9 protein-coding genes are annotated in these 13,015 nt (G+C 51.5%); 6 read left to right on the forward strand and 3 right to left on the reverse strand.

The features are described from left to right. Nucleotides 1–188 precede the first annotated feature (188 nt). The 3 genes from ACW9SV_RS14050 (at nt 189) to ACW9SV_RS14060 (ending at nt 4,418) form a co-directional block, all read left to right on the forward strand. The gene (locus ACW9SV_RS14050; protein ID WP_479557410.1) at nt 189–1,295 is read left to right on the forward strand and encodes an endonuclease/exonuclease/phosphatase family protein; all 1,107 of its coding nucleotides are present in this window, start codon (nt 189–191) and stop codon (nt 1,293–1,295) included. Nucleotides 1,296–1,924: 629 nt separating this feature from the next. Further along, on the forward strand, nt 1,925–3,418 hold the full coding sequence (gene cysS, locus ACW9SV_RS14055) for a cysteine--tRNA ligase (protein ID WP_479557411.1): 1,494 nt from the start codon (nt 1,925–1,927) through the stop codon (nt 3,416–3,418). Next, nucleotides 3,408–4,418 (forward strand): M28 family peptidase, encoded by a 1,011-nt coding sequence (locus tag ACW9SV_RS14060; RefSeq protein ID WP_479557412.1) that lies wholly within the window; start codon nt 3,408–3,410, stop codon nt 4,416–4,418. Before cysS ends, ACW9SV_RS14060 begins: the two co-directional genes overlap by 11 nt. 115 nt (nt 4,419–4,533) lie before the next feature. Here the strand turns inward: ACW9SV_RS14060 and ACW9SV_RS14065 are convergent, their stop codons facing one another. Then, complete coding sequence (locus ACW9SV_RS14065; protein WP_479557413.1) at nt 4,534–5,442, reverse strand: S66 peptidase family protein; 909 nt, start codon at nt 5,440–5,442, stop codon at nt 4,534–4,536. A gap of 347 nt (nt 5,443–5,789) precedes the next feature. Between ACW9SV_RS14065 and ACW9SV_RS14070 the strand changes: the two genes are divergently transcribed. From ACW9SV_RS14070 to rlmN, 3 genes are all read left to right on the forward strand, one after another. Next, complete coding sequence (locus ACW9SV_RS14070) at nt 5,790–7,184, forward strand: T9SS type A sorting domain-containing protein (protein ID WP_479557414.1); 1,395 nt, start codon at nt 5,790–5,792, stop codon at nt 7,182–7,184. Between the two features lie 132 nt (nt 7,185–7,316). Then, complete coding sequence (locus tag ACW9SV_RS14075; protein ID WP_479557415.1) at nt 7,317–7,745, forward strand: acyl-CoA thioesterase; 429 nt, start codon at nt 7,317–7,319, stop codon at nt 7,743–7,745. Nucleotides 7,746–7,766: 21 nt separating this feature from the next. Beyond that, nucleotides 7,767–8,849, forward strand: a complete 1,083-nt coding sequence (rlmN, locus tag ACW9SV_RS14080) for a dual-specificity RNA methyltransferase RlmN (protein ID WP_479557416.1) — start codon at nt 7,767–7,769, stop codon at nt 8,847–8,849. 94 nt (nt 8,850–8,943) lie between these two features. Here the strand turns inward: rlmN and mscL are convergent, their stop codons facing one another. Together mscL and ACW9SV_RS14090 are read right to left on the reverse strand one after the other, a co-directional pair. Then, on the reverse strand, nt 8,944–9,363 hold the full coding sequence (gene mscL / locus ACW9SV_RS14085) for a large-conductance mechanosensitive channel protein MscL (RefSeq protein WP_479557417.1): 420 nt from the start codon (nt 9,361–9,363) through the stop codon (nt 8,944–8,946). Nucleotides 9,364–9,652: 289 nt separating this feature from the next. Then, a complete protein-coding gene (locus ACW9SV_RS14090; RefSeq protein WP_479557418.1) occupies nt 9,653–12,841 on the reverse strand; it encodes a VPS10 domain-containing protein in 3,189 nt (1,062 codons plus the stop codon). Between the last annotated feature and the right edge of the window lie 174 nt (nt 12,842–13,015).

The following is a 13,015-nucleotide window of genomic DNA, read 5'->3' on the forward strand; positions in this document are numbered from 1 at the left end:
AATTACAAGGTACATCTGGCCAAGTTTAAAACGGACAGGTAGATGGGGTATTTCAAAACACCCAGTATATTTATAATCCATTTTTGGCCTGTTTTCCAGAAAATACCCGCAAAGGAGCCAGAACCTACGTTTTTTCATCTGCTTCCGGTTTTTTGCGTAGGTTTACTTCTGCGATTAAAATTTTCTCTGTGCGCCGCAAGCTTCTTTCTTTTCTTACGTCTTTGTCTACCCTGTGGCTATTGCTGGGAGTAGGATGCCAGTACGTGCCGCCGCACGTTTTCTGGCCCGCCGGCTTCATTGCTATGTCTTTACCCGGGGCGTTGGTGATGAATGGCGTGCTGTTGCTTCTATGGCTGTGGCATCGCCCGGGGTGGGCGTTATGGCCGGCATTGCTCATTTTCCTCTTCTGGGGACAGCACACGCGCTACTTCAACCTGAGTGGTACAAACGAAAGCCTCACCTCCGAAGACCGACAAATAAAAGTCCTAAGCTACAATGTGCGCGTCTTCAACGTCTATAAGCACCTGCATGAAACGGACCCAAACCTGCCAGAAAATGAAATGAAATGGGTAGCCGAGCACCCCGCCGATATTCTCTGCCTGCAAGAGTTCTACAACGAAAAGGGCCACAAAACTTGGGATAGCCGCAAAAGGGTAGGCAAGCAACAAGACCGGGAAATCTATGTAGGAAAAGCGCTTACCAACAGTATTGGGGCCGAGTTTGGCCTGGCTATTTTCTCTAAATATCCCATCGTAAAGAAAGGAACCGTCTCCTTTGACCGACCTACCAAAAACCAGGTGATTTTCGTGGATGTGAAACTTCCGTCAAAGGACACCCTACGCGTGTACAACATGCACCTGGAATCTATGGCGATAGAAGAGAAAGACGTGGAAGCCGCCGTTCAAAGCGAAGTAGGCCTGAAAACCAAAGGCCGCAACATTGCACGTCGTCTCAAAGGTGGGTTCATCGCCAGGAGCCACCAAGTCAACAAACTGCTGGAGCACATTCAAGATAGCAGGCACCCCGTGCTCCTCTGCGGCGACCTCAATGATCTGCCCAGTTCCTACACCTATCAGCAACTGCGTCGGCATCTGAAGAACGGCTTCGAGGAAGGTGGCAGCGGTTTCGGGTTCACCTACAACGGCAAACTCCCCATCCGGATAGACAACCAGTTCTTCAGTGACCGCCTGGAACTACTCCAGTTCGATGTCTTGGACCAAATCCAGTTCACTGACCATTTCCCACTTACCTCCACCTACGTGCTGAATGCTCCTGCCGCAGAGGAAGGAGATTGATTGTTTTAAGTTCGATTTATAGAAAACAGGCTTGAAGCAGGTACTGGCATAGGTACTCGTAGGTCTGAAAGATGACGCGAAGTCTTTTGAGTAGACGGTATTATGTTTGATGCTGAACAGCAATGCGTAGCCTGCAGGTGCATCCCCTTAATTCACTACATAGAAGAAGTCTCACTTAACTCATCTGAGGCTATCGCCTCACTGCAGTTGCAAACTGCAGATCATGGTAGGTCCAAGTTGAAAACTTGAACCATGATAAGGAGAAGCTGCAAACTACCTGGCTATGCAACTTCAGGTTTGAAGATGCCTTTTCCAGTCTTTCGGCAGAGCGCCTTTGTTTTAGACCTGGTGCCGCAGGCAGGCCTACTGGCCAAGGCTAAAACAACAGCGCGAGGCCGGAAGACGAGGCCTCGCGGCCTTGAGCGCACCAAAGCAAAGTTGCAACAATGCAAGCCTAGATAATAGATAGCCTTACTTCGCTAACAAACCCTTTCCGTTTCCCCAAATGAAAAAGAAACATTTAGAGCTTCTTCCTTATACAACACCTCTAAATCAAAGAAAAAAGCAGCTTATACCCTCTAACTCCGTACCGTTACCACAAGTACCAGTAAGTTTTATAATTTTGCCGCATGAACCACCCATTGTCTTTATATAATACCCTCACCCGGACCAAAGAACCGTTTACCCCAATAGAGTCCCCGTTTGTAGGCCTGTACGTCTGCGGACCTACTGTCTACGGCGATGCGCACCTAGGTCACGCCCGGCCGTACATCACCTTTGACGTGATGCGCCGCTACCTGCAGTACTTAGGCTATAAAGTGCGGTACGTACGCAACATCACCGATGTAGGCCACTTGCAAAACGATGCCGACTCGGGTGAAGATAAAATCCAAAAACTAGCCAAAGCCGCTCAATTGGAGCCTATGGAAGTGGTGGAGAAATACACCAACAGCTTCCACCAGGACATGAACCGCCTGAACGTGCTGCCCCCAGACATTGAACCCCGCGCTTCAGGTCACATCATTGAGCAGATTGAGATGATCCGCGAGATTCTGGAAAACGGCTTAGCCTATGAGTCCAACGGCTCCATCTATTTTGATGTGCCCGCCTACAACAACCAGCACAACTACGGCAAACTGTCGGGTCGCGTAATTGAGGATTTGCTGTCTAATACCCGTGATAACTTGGAAGGGCAGGAGGAGAAGCGTTCGCCGCTGGATTTCGCGCTGTGGAAGAAAGCCTCGCCTACGCACATCATGCGCTGGCCATCGCCATGGTCCGAAGGGTTTCCGGGCTGGCACCTGGAGTGCTCGGCCATGAGCCGGAAGTACTTGGGCAAGCAGTTTGACATCCACGGCGGTGGGTTGGACTTAATGTTCCCGCACCACGAATGCGAGATTGCGCAAAGTCAGGCCAGCCACAACCACACCGATGCCGCACGTTTCTGGGTGCATAACAACCTCATCACCATCAACGGTAAGAAGATGGGTAAGTCGCTGGGCAATTTTATCACGCTGGGCGAGTTCTTTACAGGTACCCACGAGGCCTTGCAGCAGGCGTATTCTCCCATGACGGTGCGCTTCTTTATTCTGCAGGCGCACTACCGCAGCACCTTGGACTTCAGCAATGAAGGGTTGCAGGCTGCTCGTAAAGGCTACTTGAAAGTAATCAACGGCTTACGTATTCTGGATCAATTGCAATACCCCGAAGCAGCCGGTGCCATTGACGGTAAAGCAGAAGAGGAAATCAAGAAGCTGACCGCCGAGTTGTTTGAGCCTTTGAACGATGACCTGAACACCGCCAAATCCATCGCGTCGCTGTTCAACCTGCTCAAGAAAATCAACAGCATGCACACTGGTGGGTTCAAATTGGAGACCATTTTCCAAGAAACCTTTGAGGAGATGCGTACCCAATACCGCACCTTGGTGTTAGACGTGCTGGGCCTGAAAGTAGAGCAAACTGCCGATGCCCAATCGCTTTTAGAGGTGGTGCTGGGCTTTTACAAAGAAGCCAAAGAAGCGAAAGATTACGGCAAAGTTGATGTGATTAGAGCGCAGCTGAAAGGGCAGGGCATCGTGATCAAGGACATGAAAACCGGTATTGACTGGGCTTATGAAGAATAACATGAAAGTTCTGGCCTTGAGCCTGCTCCTCGCCGCCAGCCTTCCTGCCTGCGACAAAAAAGGAAATACAGACACCGCCACGGTGGAGCAACCGGCAGCGGCTACAGCGGCGGTGAACGTTCCGGCGTTCAATGCCGACTCGGCGTACCAGTTTGTGGCCAAGCAGGTTTCCTTCGGTCCTAGAGTACCTAATACTCCGGCGCACCGGGCCTGCGGCGATTACCTCATTAGCAAGTTGGAAGGGTACGGCGGCACCATGCAGGTGCAGTCTTTCACCGCCAATGCCTACAATGGCACTTCGCTCAACCTGCGCAACATTATGGCGCAGTTCAACCCCAAAGCCACCAACAGGATTTTACTTGCCGCCCATTGGGACACCCGCCATGTAGCCGATAAAGATTCATTGAACCCTACCAAACCCATGGATGGCGCCAATGACGGAGCCAGCGGGGTAGGAGTTCTACTAGAGATCGCCCGCCAATTACAGGCCAATCCGCTGACTGGTAATGTAGGGGTTGACCTTATGCTCTTTGATGGTGAAGATTATGGGCAGCCAGATAATACCGGTGAGTACAAAGAAGACACGTGGTGCCTGGGTTCGCAGTATTGGGCCAAGAACCTGATGCCGAGGGGCTACTCCGCTAACTATGGCATTCTGCTGGACATGGTAGGAGCGAAGGGTTCCAGGTTCGCGCGGGAAGAAACCAGCCGTACCTATGCCGGCGACGTGGTGGAGAAAGTGTGGCGTACGGCCAACCAGATTGGGTACTCAGATTATTTCCCGTTTCAAGATAGCCCCGGCATCACGGATGACCACACCTACATCATCCAGCATGCCAACATCCGGATGGCTGATATCATCGCCTACGACCCCACCAGTCCAGACGGGTTCTTCGGACCGTACCATCACCGCCACACCGACAACATGGATGTCATTGACCGCAACACGTTGAAAGCGGTAGGGCAGACCGTCTTGCATGTTGTCATGACCGAAAAGTAACAAGGAACTTGCTAAGAGTTTAGAAGCCGTTTTCCGGGAAGTACCGGAAAACGGCTTTTTGCATTTGAAAAGCCAACAGAAAGTCCTGCTTTGGGCTCCGTTTCTAAGAAGTAGCTTATAAACGAGCTTGGGTGTATTGCAGGGAAACGCCCTTCTGTGTTACAAGCAGGGTTGCCTCACGACCCACCACCAACGCAAGGTTTCGGGTTACGTGCCCCACCGGGAAATCAAAGCAAATGGGATAGCCGTAGCTGCCGCAGTGCTCCAAGATTATCTGAGCTACATCCTTCCCGAACGGAACGGTGGTGTCATTCATGTCAGAGAATTGCCCTACTACCAACCCAGCCAGCTTTTCAAGTTTACCTTGGCGGCGCAAGTGCACTAGCACGCGGTCCACGTTGTAGTAGTATTCGCCAACGTCTTCCAGGAACAGAATTTTGCCAGCATAATCGATGTCTGAGGCGGTTCCCGAGATAGTGTCTAGCAGAATCAGGTTGCCCCCCACCACTTGGCCCGTGGCGGTGCCTGGTAGATTTAGTGGGTGTGCCGGGAGAAAGTAAGGCTGCGGTTTCTGGAAGAGTGCGTGGTAGAGGGTCTCGTCGGCTTCCTGGGTATCGGGTTGGCCCATGAGCAGGGGCATGGTGCCGTGGACGCTTTCCAGGCCCAAAGTGTGCAGGTGGCAGAGCATGGCGGTGACATCACTGAAACCAATCACCCACTTGGGGTTTTGCCGCAGGCTACTGAAGTCAATTTGGTCCAGGATACGAGTAGTGCCGTACCCGCCCCGGGCTGAGAAGATGGCCTTGATCTCTGGGTTTTCCAGCATCTGCTGGAAATCAGCTAGACGCAGGGCATCGGTTCCACCGAAGTACCCGTGTTCTGCCCCAATACTCTGCCCTAGGATTACTTTCAGCCCCCAAGCTTCTAATAGCTTAATGCCTTCCTGAATGTCCTCGAAACTAACTTTGCGGGCTAAACAAACAATGCCAACGGCATCTCCTTTCTGCAGGGTAGGTATGGTCACGGGTAAAATGATTTAAACAGACCTCTAAAGTAAGCAATTCTTCATTGATGAGGGCGCCTTGCTCCTTTTATAGCTAACGGTATTGGCTTGCGTCTCCTGATGACTGCAAAAACCATAACAAACTATTCTGCAACAATTCATCGTCAGAAGCCTTCTCCTGAGGCTGTTTATAAGAATTCGCTCAATTGAATATAGTAATATGCAGATGAATAACTATTTGAGAGACTAGTCTTACAGAGCCGGTTGGCTGTTCTGTAACTTAAAGAAGATGAAATTGGTATAGCTGCCAATATTCTCCTTATTTTTCTTCTATAACTTTTTCTATGATATACCTCTACCAGAAGCACATGAATCACGGGAATTGGCGCAAGATCCTGACCGTAGGTTTCCTATTTTTAACTCTTGCCTTCACCAGCCAGGCGCAGGAGAAAAGGGATACCTCGGTAGGCATCAAGGCTAGAAAAGGCAAGGCTATCAATCGACCTTCCTCCCAGAATCTGCGCGCCAAAAGTCCACAGAAACTTTACCGTACCGGAGAAACCAACCGGCAGCCACGCAATGCCCAGCAGTATGTCTGGAATGAGGCCACCAATACCTGGCAGTTGGGGTACAATCACACCTTCACCTATAACGGGGCTGGGTTGGTGCTGGAAGACCTCACAACGCAGGCAGACAACAGCAACTTTTCTCGCAACACGTCTGTGTATGACAGCTACAACAATCTCACTCAAAACCTGCAGTATTACTGGGAAAACGACACATGGCTCTTGTTCAGTGGGTATAAAAATGGGTTTACCTACACCAATGGCAAACTATCAGAGATTGTAACCCAGTTCTATTCAAACAATATCTGGAGCAATTCTGATAAAGTGGTATACAACTACACTGCCGCGGGCGGGCTAGCCGATATCACCGAGTATGAATGGGAAAACAATGCTTGGGTTTTGGAGGAAAGAACAGTCTTTGAATATGCTGCTGGCAGCGACCGCCCAATTTCAGTTGTGTATCAGGAGCGCGAAGGAAATGCCTGGGTAAATTACGCCCGGGATACCAATCTTTTATGGCGAAGCTTTGACAGCGCCGACCTGACCGATTGGGAGAACTGGGATTTAACCAGCTACACCTACCAGGAGTGGCACGGTGCCTGGATGAATGACGAGCGGGAAACCATCACCTATCAGGCTGATGGAAGCTACGTATCCATTGAGGAAGATTGGATAGACAATGCCTGGGTTAATGGCAACCGAAGCACGATCACCCTTGATGCCAAAGGAAACCTGATCATGGCAGTAGAAGATGAATGGAGAGACGGTACCTGGGCTATGGTGGATGGGGTGAAATACAACCGTACCTACAATACCACCGGCGACATGACCGAAGTCATCACCCAATTTTGGGAGCCTGCCTCTGAAGGCGCTACCACGGGCACGTGTGTGAACGAGATCCGGATGGTGTACAGCAACTTTCAGAACCTGCTTTCCGCCAAAGAAGAGGTTCAGGGATTAGCCTTGCAGGTTTATCCTAACCCGGTAAGGGGGACGTTTTCTGTTAAATTGGACCAGGTCGCCGCCGGAGCCTCTATAAAAGTGATGGGTTTAACCGGGAGAACTTTGTTAACCACCACCTTAACAAAGACCGGGGCCCAACAGGAAATCAATATCGCCCATCTGCCAGCCGGCACCTACATTCTGCAGGTGCATTCCAAAGCCGGTGTCAGCAATCAAAAGATTGTGAAACTGTGACAGATCCTTCAGGAATGATACTATCAGCCCCGGCTCTGAGAAGCGCCGGGGTTATTTTTTGCTTACTTTGCCAAGAACCGCCGGAAACGGTCAGGTATCCAGACGTTATTCTCTCATTCTTTCCAACGCAAAGTGGCCCGCATCAAAATAGACCTACCCGCCAATTTCTCGTTTCAGACCGAACTACCCATCCGGATCACAGACCTTAACTACGGAGGGCACCTGGGTAATGACGCGTTGCTGAGCCTCCTCCATGAGGCACGGGTCAGATACCTGAAAGAACACGGCTACTCAGAAATGGATTTTGCAGGAGCCGGGCTGATTATGTCAGACGTGGGCATTGTCTACAAAGGCGAAGGGTTCTACGGCGATGTGCTCACCGTGCAGGTGCAGGCCACCGAGTTCAGCAAGTACGGCTTTGACTTGGTTTACCGGCTTTCCAACCAAAACGGCAAGGAAATAGCCCATGCTAAAACCGGGATGTTGTGCTTTGACTACAGCACAAGAAAATTAAAGACAATACCTCAAGAGGCCTTAGAGCGTCTGGAAACTAAAGCGTAAGATATTTTGTACCTTTGTAGTATGAGTACCACATTGATCCCAGATATCGAGATTCTGAACCGGCAGGACATCCGGAAACTGTCTCTGGACCAACTCAAGGCCTGGATGGTGGAGCAGGGCGAAAAGCCTTTCCGTGCCAAACAAGTCTACGAGTGGATCTGGAAACTCACGGCCACCTCGTTCGCAGAGATGAACAACATCAGTCTGCCGCTGCGCGAGAAACTGGAGCGTTCCTTCACCATTAACAGCGTGGAGGTGAACACCAGTCAGCTGAGTTCAGACTATACCATAAAATCTACGTTCCGCCTCTACGATGGCAACATTGTGGAAGGCGTGCTGATTCCGCACCCTAGGCGTATGACTGCCTGCGTTTCCAGCCAGGTGGGTTGCTCGTTGACGTGCTCTTTCTGCGCCACCGGTAAAATGGACCGCATCAGAAACCTGAACGCCGATGAGATCTATGACCAGGTAGTGCGCATCAAGGAGCAGACCGAGAACAACTACAACCGTCCGTTGACCAACATTGTGTACATGGGCATGGGCGAGCCGTTGTTGAACTACGCTAACGTGATGAAGTCTATTGAGCGCATCACAGCGCCCGACGGTCTGAACATGGCGGCCCGCCGCATCACGGTTAGTACCGCCGGTATTGCTAAAATGATCAAGAAGATGGCCGATGACGGTATCAAAGCCAACTTAGCCTTGAGCTTGCATGCTGCCAATGACACCAAACGCAATGAGATCATGCCTATCAACGAGACTAACTCGCTGGAGGCCTTGAAAGAAGCATTGGTGTACTACCATCAGAAAACCGGTCGCAAGGTGACATATGAGTACATCTTGTTGAGCCACTTCAATGATAACTTAGAGGATGCGCAGGAATTGCTGCAGTTCTCTAAAATCATTCCTTGTAAGGTGAACATCATTGAATACAACCCTATTGAGGGCGGGCTGTTCCAGAAGTCTGAGGATGACCGTTTGGAGCCGTTCATGCGCTACCTAGCCGATAGAGGCGTACAGGTAAACGTGCGCCGTAGCCGAGGCAAGGACATTGACGCCGCCTGTGGTCAGTTAGCGATCAAGGATAAAAAGAACGAAGCATAAGCTTCTAGCTGCTATAGAAAACAGAAAGGGCACTGAGTTACTCGGTGCCCTTTCTGTTTTATGGCTTGGTTTATAGAAACTAGGCTGAAAAGAATTACAAAGGTTTGGTGCGTAAGGCATCTCTGATTTCGGTGAGCAGTACTTCTTCTTTGGTGGGTGCTGGCGGAATATCTGGGGAAGCGGCTTTCTTGCGCTTCAGGGAGTTCATCAGTTTCACTACCGCAAAGATGGCCAGGGCAATGATGATGAAGTCAATTAAGCTCTGGATGAAGTTGCCATAATTCAACGTCACGTCAGTCATTTTTCCGTCTGCCCCCATCACTCCCTGCCGTAATATCAGCTTCAGGTCTTTGAAATCTACCCCTCCAATTAAAAGACCCAACGGAGGCATCAGGATATCTTCTACCAGAGAAGTAACAATTTTCCCGAAGGCGGCTCCAATAATTACCCCTACAGCTAAGTCTACCACGTTGCCACGCATGGCAAATTCTTTGAATTCTTTTGTCATTGACATAGTCTAGATCCTGTTTTAGGTTTGGTTTGCAAAAAAATACGGAAAAAGGACAAATAAGGATTATTTGACTTTGACCACTAGAGTGCTGGCAATTTTATCATGCAGGCCTTGCTTGCGCGAAGAGAAAGCCACCCTAACCCAGAAGCCAGCATATACTGCCTAGTGGTGAGAGGTATCATAACAAAACCGTTTTCAGGGCAATTTGGATGAAACAGGCATAAAAGAAAACTCCTGCCACTTTGCGCGGCAGGAGTTTTCTTTATTAGAATTTGTCAGTTTTAAGACTTTCCTACTTTGTTTCACTTTTCTCTTTCAGCATGATGGCATCCACGTTCTTGCTCCGGATGAGCTGGTTCAGGGCTGGCAGATCAGTGGTAAACACCTGATTCAGCTTCTGCAACTGCTCGTCTATCTGAGCGGTCACTTCCTTCTGGAACGCATACATCTGATCCGTTGGCCGGAAATCACCTACCGAGGCTTGGGAGGCTAAGTTGGCCAGTTTGTTGTTCAACCGGATGGGGTAGTTCAACGGATCCTGGCCACTGCGGTTCTTGGTCTGGTACAGCGTTTCCTCCACCTCGGTCATTTTCTTGTTCATGGCTTTGGCGGCATCCAGCACGTCTTTCATGTCGGAACGACCCTGGAAGCGGGCCGTCACGGCGTTCATCTGCGTGCGGGCTTCCCGTATTTTGCTGATGGCGTCATGCGTCTCGGTGAGTTTGTCCCGCACGGAAAGCAGGAAGGCGTGTTGCGCCTGTAGATCGGCGAGCGGGGTTTGGCTGCGTGGGTCTTGCAAGATCACAAACTCGGTTTCCTGCGGCTGTCCGTTCACGGTGAGGCGGGCTTTGTAGGTGCCGGGAATCGCCTTAGGTCCTTGTGTACCGCCGCCCCACAGAATCATGCCTTCAAAGCGGGATGCCTCAGGGTAAGTCATGTTCCAGACAAAGCGGTTCAGGCCGGTTTTTGCCTCCAGTTTGTCAGCCGCTTCTTTGGCGCCGTACGTGTATTTCTTGATCAGTTTGCCGTCTTTCTCCAGAAGTTCCAACGTTATTTTGGAAGTTGTATCTGGGGTAATAGGCAGATAGAAATGCATCATCACACCACCCGGATGGTTCTGGCCTTCAAACTTGGTGTTTGCGAAATTAACGCCCAAAGTTTTGTAGGTAGCCATGGGTTTGAACAGGTGAAACTTGCTGTCGGCTAACTGCGGGGTAAGCTGGTGCAGCAGTGTTAAATCGTCAATGATCCAGAAGCCCCGGCCTTGGGTAGCGGCAATGAGGTTGTCGTTCTTGATGGTTAAGTCGGTGATAGGCACCAGCGGCAGATTCAGGCGGAATGGCTTCCAGGAAGTCCCTTCATTAAACGAGATGTACATACCGTATTCTGTACCCGCGTACAGCAAACCGGGTCGTTTAGGATCTGCGCGTACTACGCGGGTGAAGTGCGTGGCCGGAATCCCGTTGGTGATTTTCGTCCAGGTTTTACCGTAATCCGTGGTCTTGAAAAGCAGCGGCTGGAAATCTCCAGTTTTGTAGAGGGTGGCCGCCATGTACATCACGCCTTTTTGGGTAGGGTGCGGGTCTACGCTGTTGATCATGCTCCACTCGGGCAGTGCCTTGGGTGTTACGTTCGTCCAAGTCTTGCCGGCGTCACGGGTCACCTGTACCAAACCATCATCTGATCCGGCCCAGATCACGCCTTCCTCAGCGGGAGATTCCATAGCCGCGAAGATGGTTCCGTAGTACTCCACGCTGGTGTTGTCTTTGGTGATGGGTCCACCGGATGGTCCCAGCTTGGACTTGTCGTTGCGCGTCAGATCAGGGCTGATGACTTCCCAGCTTTGGCCTTCGTTAGTGGTCACGTGCACGTGGTTGGACGTGGTGTACAGCCGGTTGGCGTTATGGGGCGAGAAGAAAATGGGGAAGTTCCACTGGAAGCGGTACTTCATGCCTTCGGCGCCGTGGCCCATGGGGTTGTCTGGCCATACGTTGATGGTGCGCTCAAAACCTGTTTTGTGGTCCAAACGCCCGATGAAGCCGCCGTAGTTTCCGCCGTACACAATCTCGGGGTCTTTGGGGTTCACCGCAATGTGCGCGCTTTCAGAACCCGCAGTTTCTTCCCAATCGTGCTGACCGATGCTACGTCCACTGGTACGGCTGGCAATCCGGACGGCGCTGTTGTCCTGCTGCGCTCCGTAGATGCGGTACGGGAAAGCGTTATCGGTGACTACGCGGTAAAACTGGCCAGTAGGTTGATTGTCTGGCGTGCTCCAGTTCTCGCCGCCATCAAAGCTCACCTGCGCCCCGCCGTCATCGGCGATAATCATGCGCTTGGGGTCTTCGGGGGCAATCCAAAGGTCGTGGTGGTCAGAGTGCGGCGTAGGGATGGACTTGAAGGACTTGCCGCCGTCAGTAGAGTAATGGTGACCTACGTTGAGCACGTACACACCATCTACGTTCTGCGGATCGGCGGTGAGACGGGTGTAGTACCAGGCGCGTTGGCGAAGGCTGCGGTCTTCGTTCACCTTGGTCCAGCTTTCGCCACCGTTCTCAGAGCGGAACAAACCACCGTCTTCGGCTTCCACCAGAGCCCAAACGCGCTGGTTGTTTACCGGCGAAACAGTCACGCCAATGATGCCCAAGGTGCCTTTCGGTAAGCCGGTGGCGCGGGAGATTTCTTTCCAAGTGTCGCCGCCGTCAGTGCTTTTCCAGATGCCGGAACCAGGTCCGCCGGAAGAAAGGCTGTAGGGCGTGCGCTGTACCCGCCAGGAAGTGGCGTAGAGGTTTCTGGGGTTCACCGGATCTATAGTCAGGTCCACGATGCCTACTTCGTTGTTCACGAACAGCACGCGCTCCCAGTTCTTGCCGCCATCTTTGGAGCGGTACACGCCGCGCATGTCATTGGGTGCATAGATGTTGCCCAGGGCCGCCGCGTACACCAAATCAGGGTTCTTCGGGTGGATGCGCACGCGGGGGATGTGCTTCGCATCTTTCAGCCCGATGTGTTTCCAGGTCAAGCCCGCATCCTCTGACTTCCACATCCCGAACCCAGAGGACACGTTGCCACGCACGGTTTTCTCGCCTTCGCCCACATAGATCACGTTGGGGTCGGCCTCGCTCACCGCCACTGCGCCAATAGAGCCGCCGAAGTACTTGTCAGAGATGTTCTCCCAGCTGGAACCACCGTCTTTGGTGCGCCACACGCCACCGCCCGTAGCCCCAAAATAATAGAGGTTCGGCTTGCCCGGTACACCGGTTGCGGTAGCAGAACGCCCGCCGCGGTACGGCCCGATGGACCGCCATGTCATGCCATTGTATAATTTCTCTGGGTACGGATCTTGCGTTGCTTTCTTGTTTCGGGAGGTACTGGTTTTTCCCTTTTTCTGGGCCTCAGAAGTAAGGGGAGCCAAGAGCGTTAGTCCGCCCAGCAGCAAGGGAAGGCACTGCCGGATGAACCGGTGTGGTAATGGGTGTTGCATGTAATTCTGTTTGTTAAGGTGGTGTTTGGAATGCGACTAGTAAACTACTGAAAAATAGCCAATGAGCAGAAAGGCTTCTCTGTTTTAGAGTTGTTTTTTAGAAAATGTGCTCAGAAAGTTGAAGGCAAATCATCAAAAAGCCTTTGGTCAGGTTTGAGGAAGTGGATTTTGGGC

This window comes from Rufibacter sp. JT20002, from assembly GCF_056491185.1.

Coding starts and splice junctions, on each gene's coding strand:
- mscL (WP_479557417.1), bottom strand. CDS start 9,363: ATGTCAATGACAAAAGAATTCAAAGAATTTGCCATGCGTGGCAACGTG.
- ACW9SV_RS14090 (WP_479557418.1), bottom strand. CDS start 12,841: ATGCAACACCCATTACCACACCGGTTCATCCGGCAGTGCCTTCCCTTG.
- cysS (WP_479557411.1), top strand. CDS start 1,925: ATGAACCACCCATTGTCTTTATATAATACCCTCACCCGGACCAAAGAA.
- ACW9SV_RS14070 (WP_479557414.1), top strand. CDS start 5,790: ATGAATCACGGGAATTGGCGCAAGATCCTGACCGTAGGTTTCCTATTT.
- ACW9SV_RS14060 (WP_479557412.1), top strand. CDS start 3,408: ATGAAGAATAACATGAAAGTTCTGGCCTTGAGCCTGCTCCTCGCCGCC.
- rlmN (WP_479557416.1), top strand. CDS start 7,767: ATGAGTACCACATTGATCCCAGATATCGAGATTCTGAACCGGCAGGAC.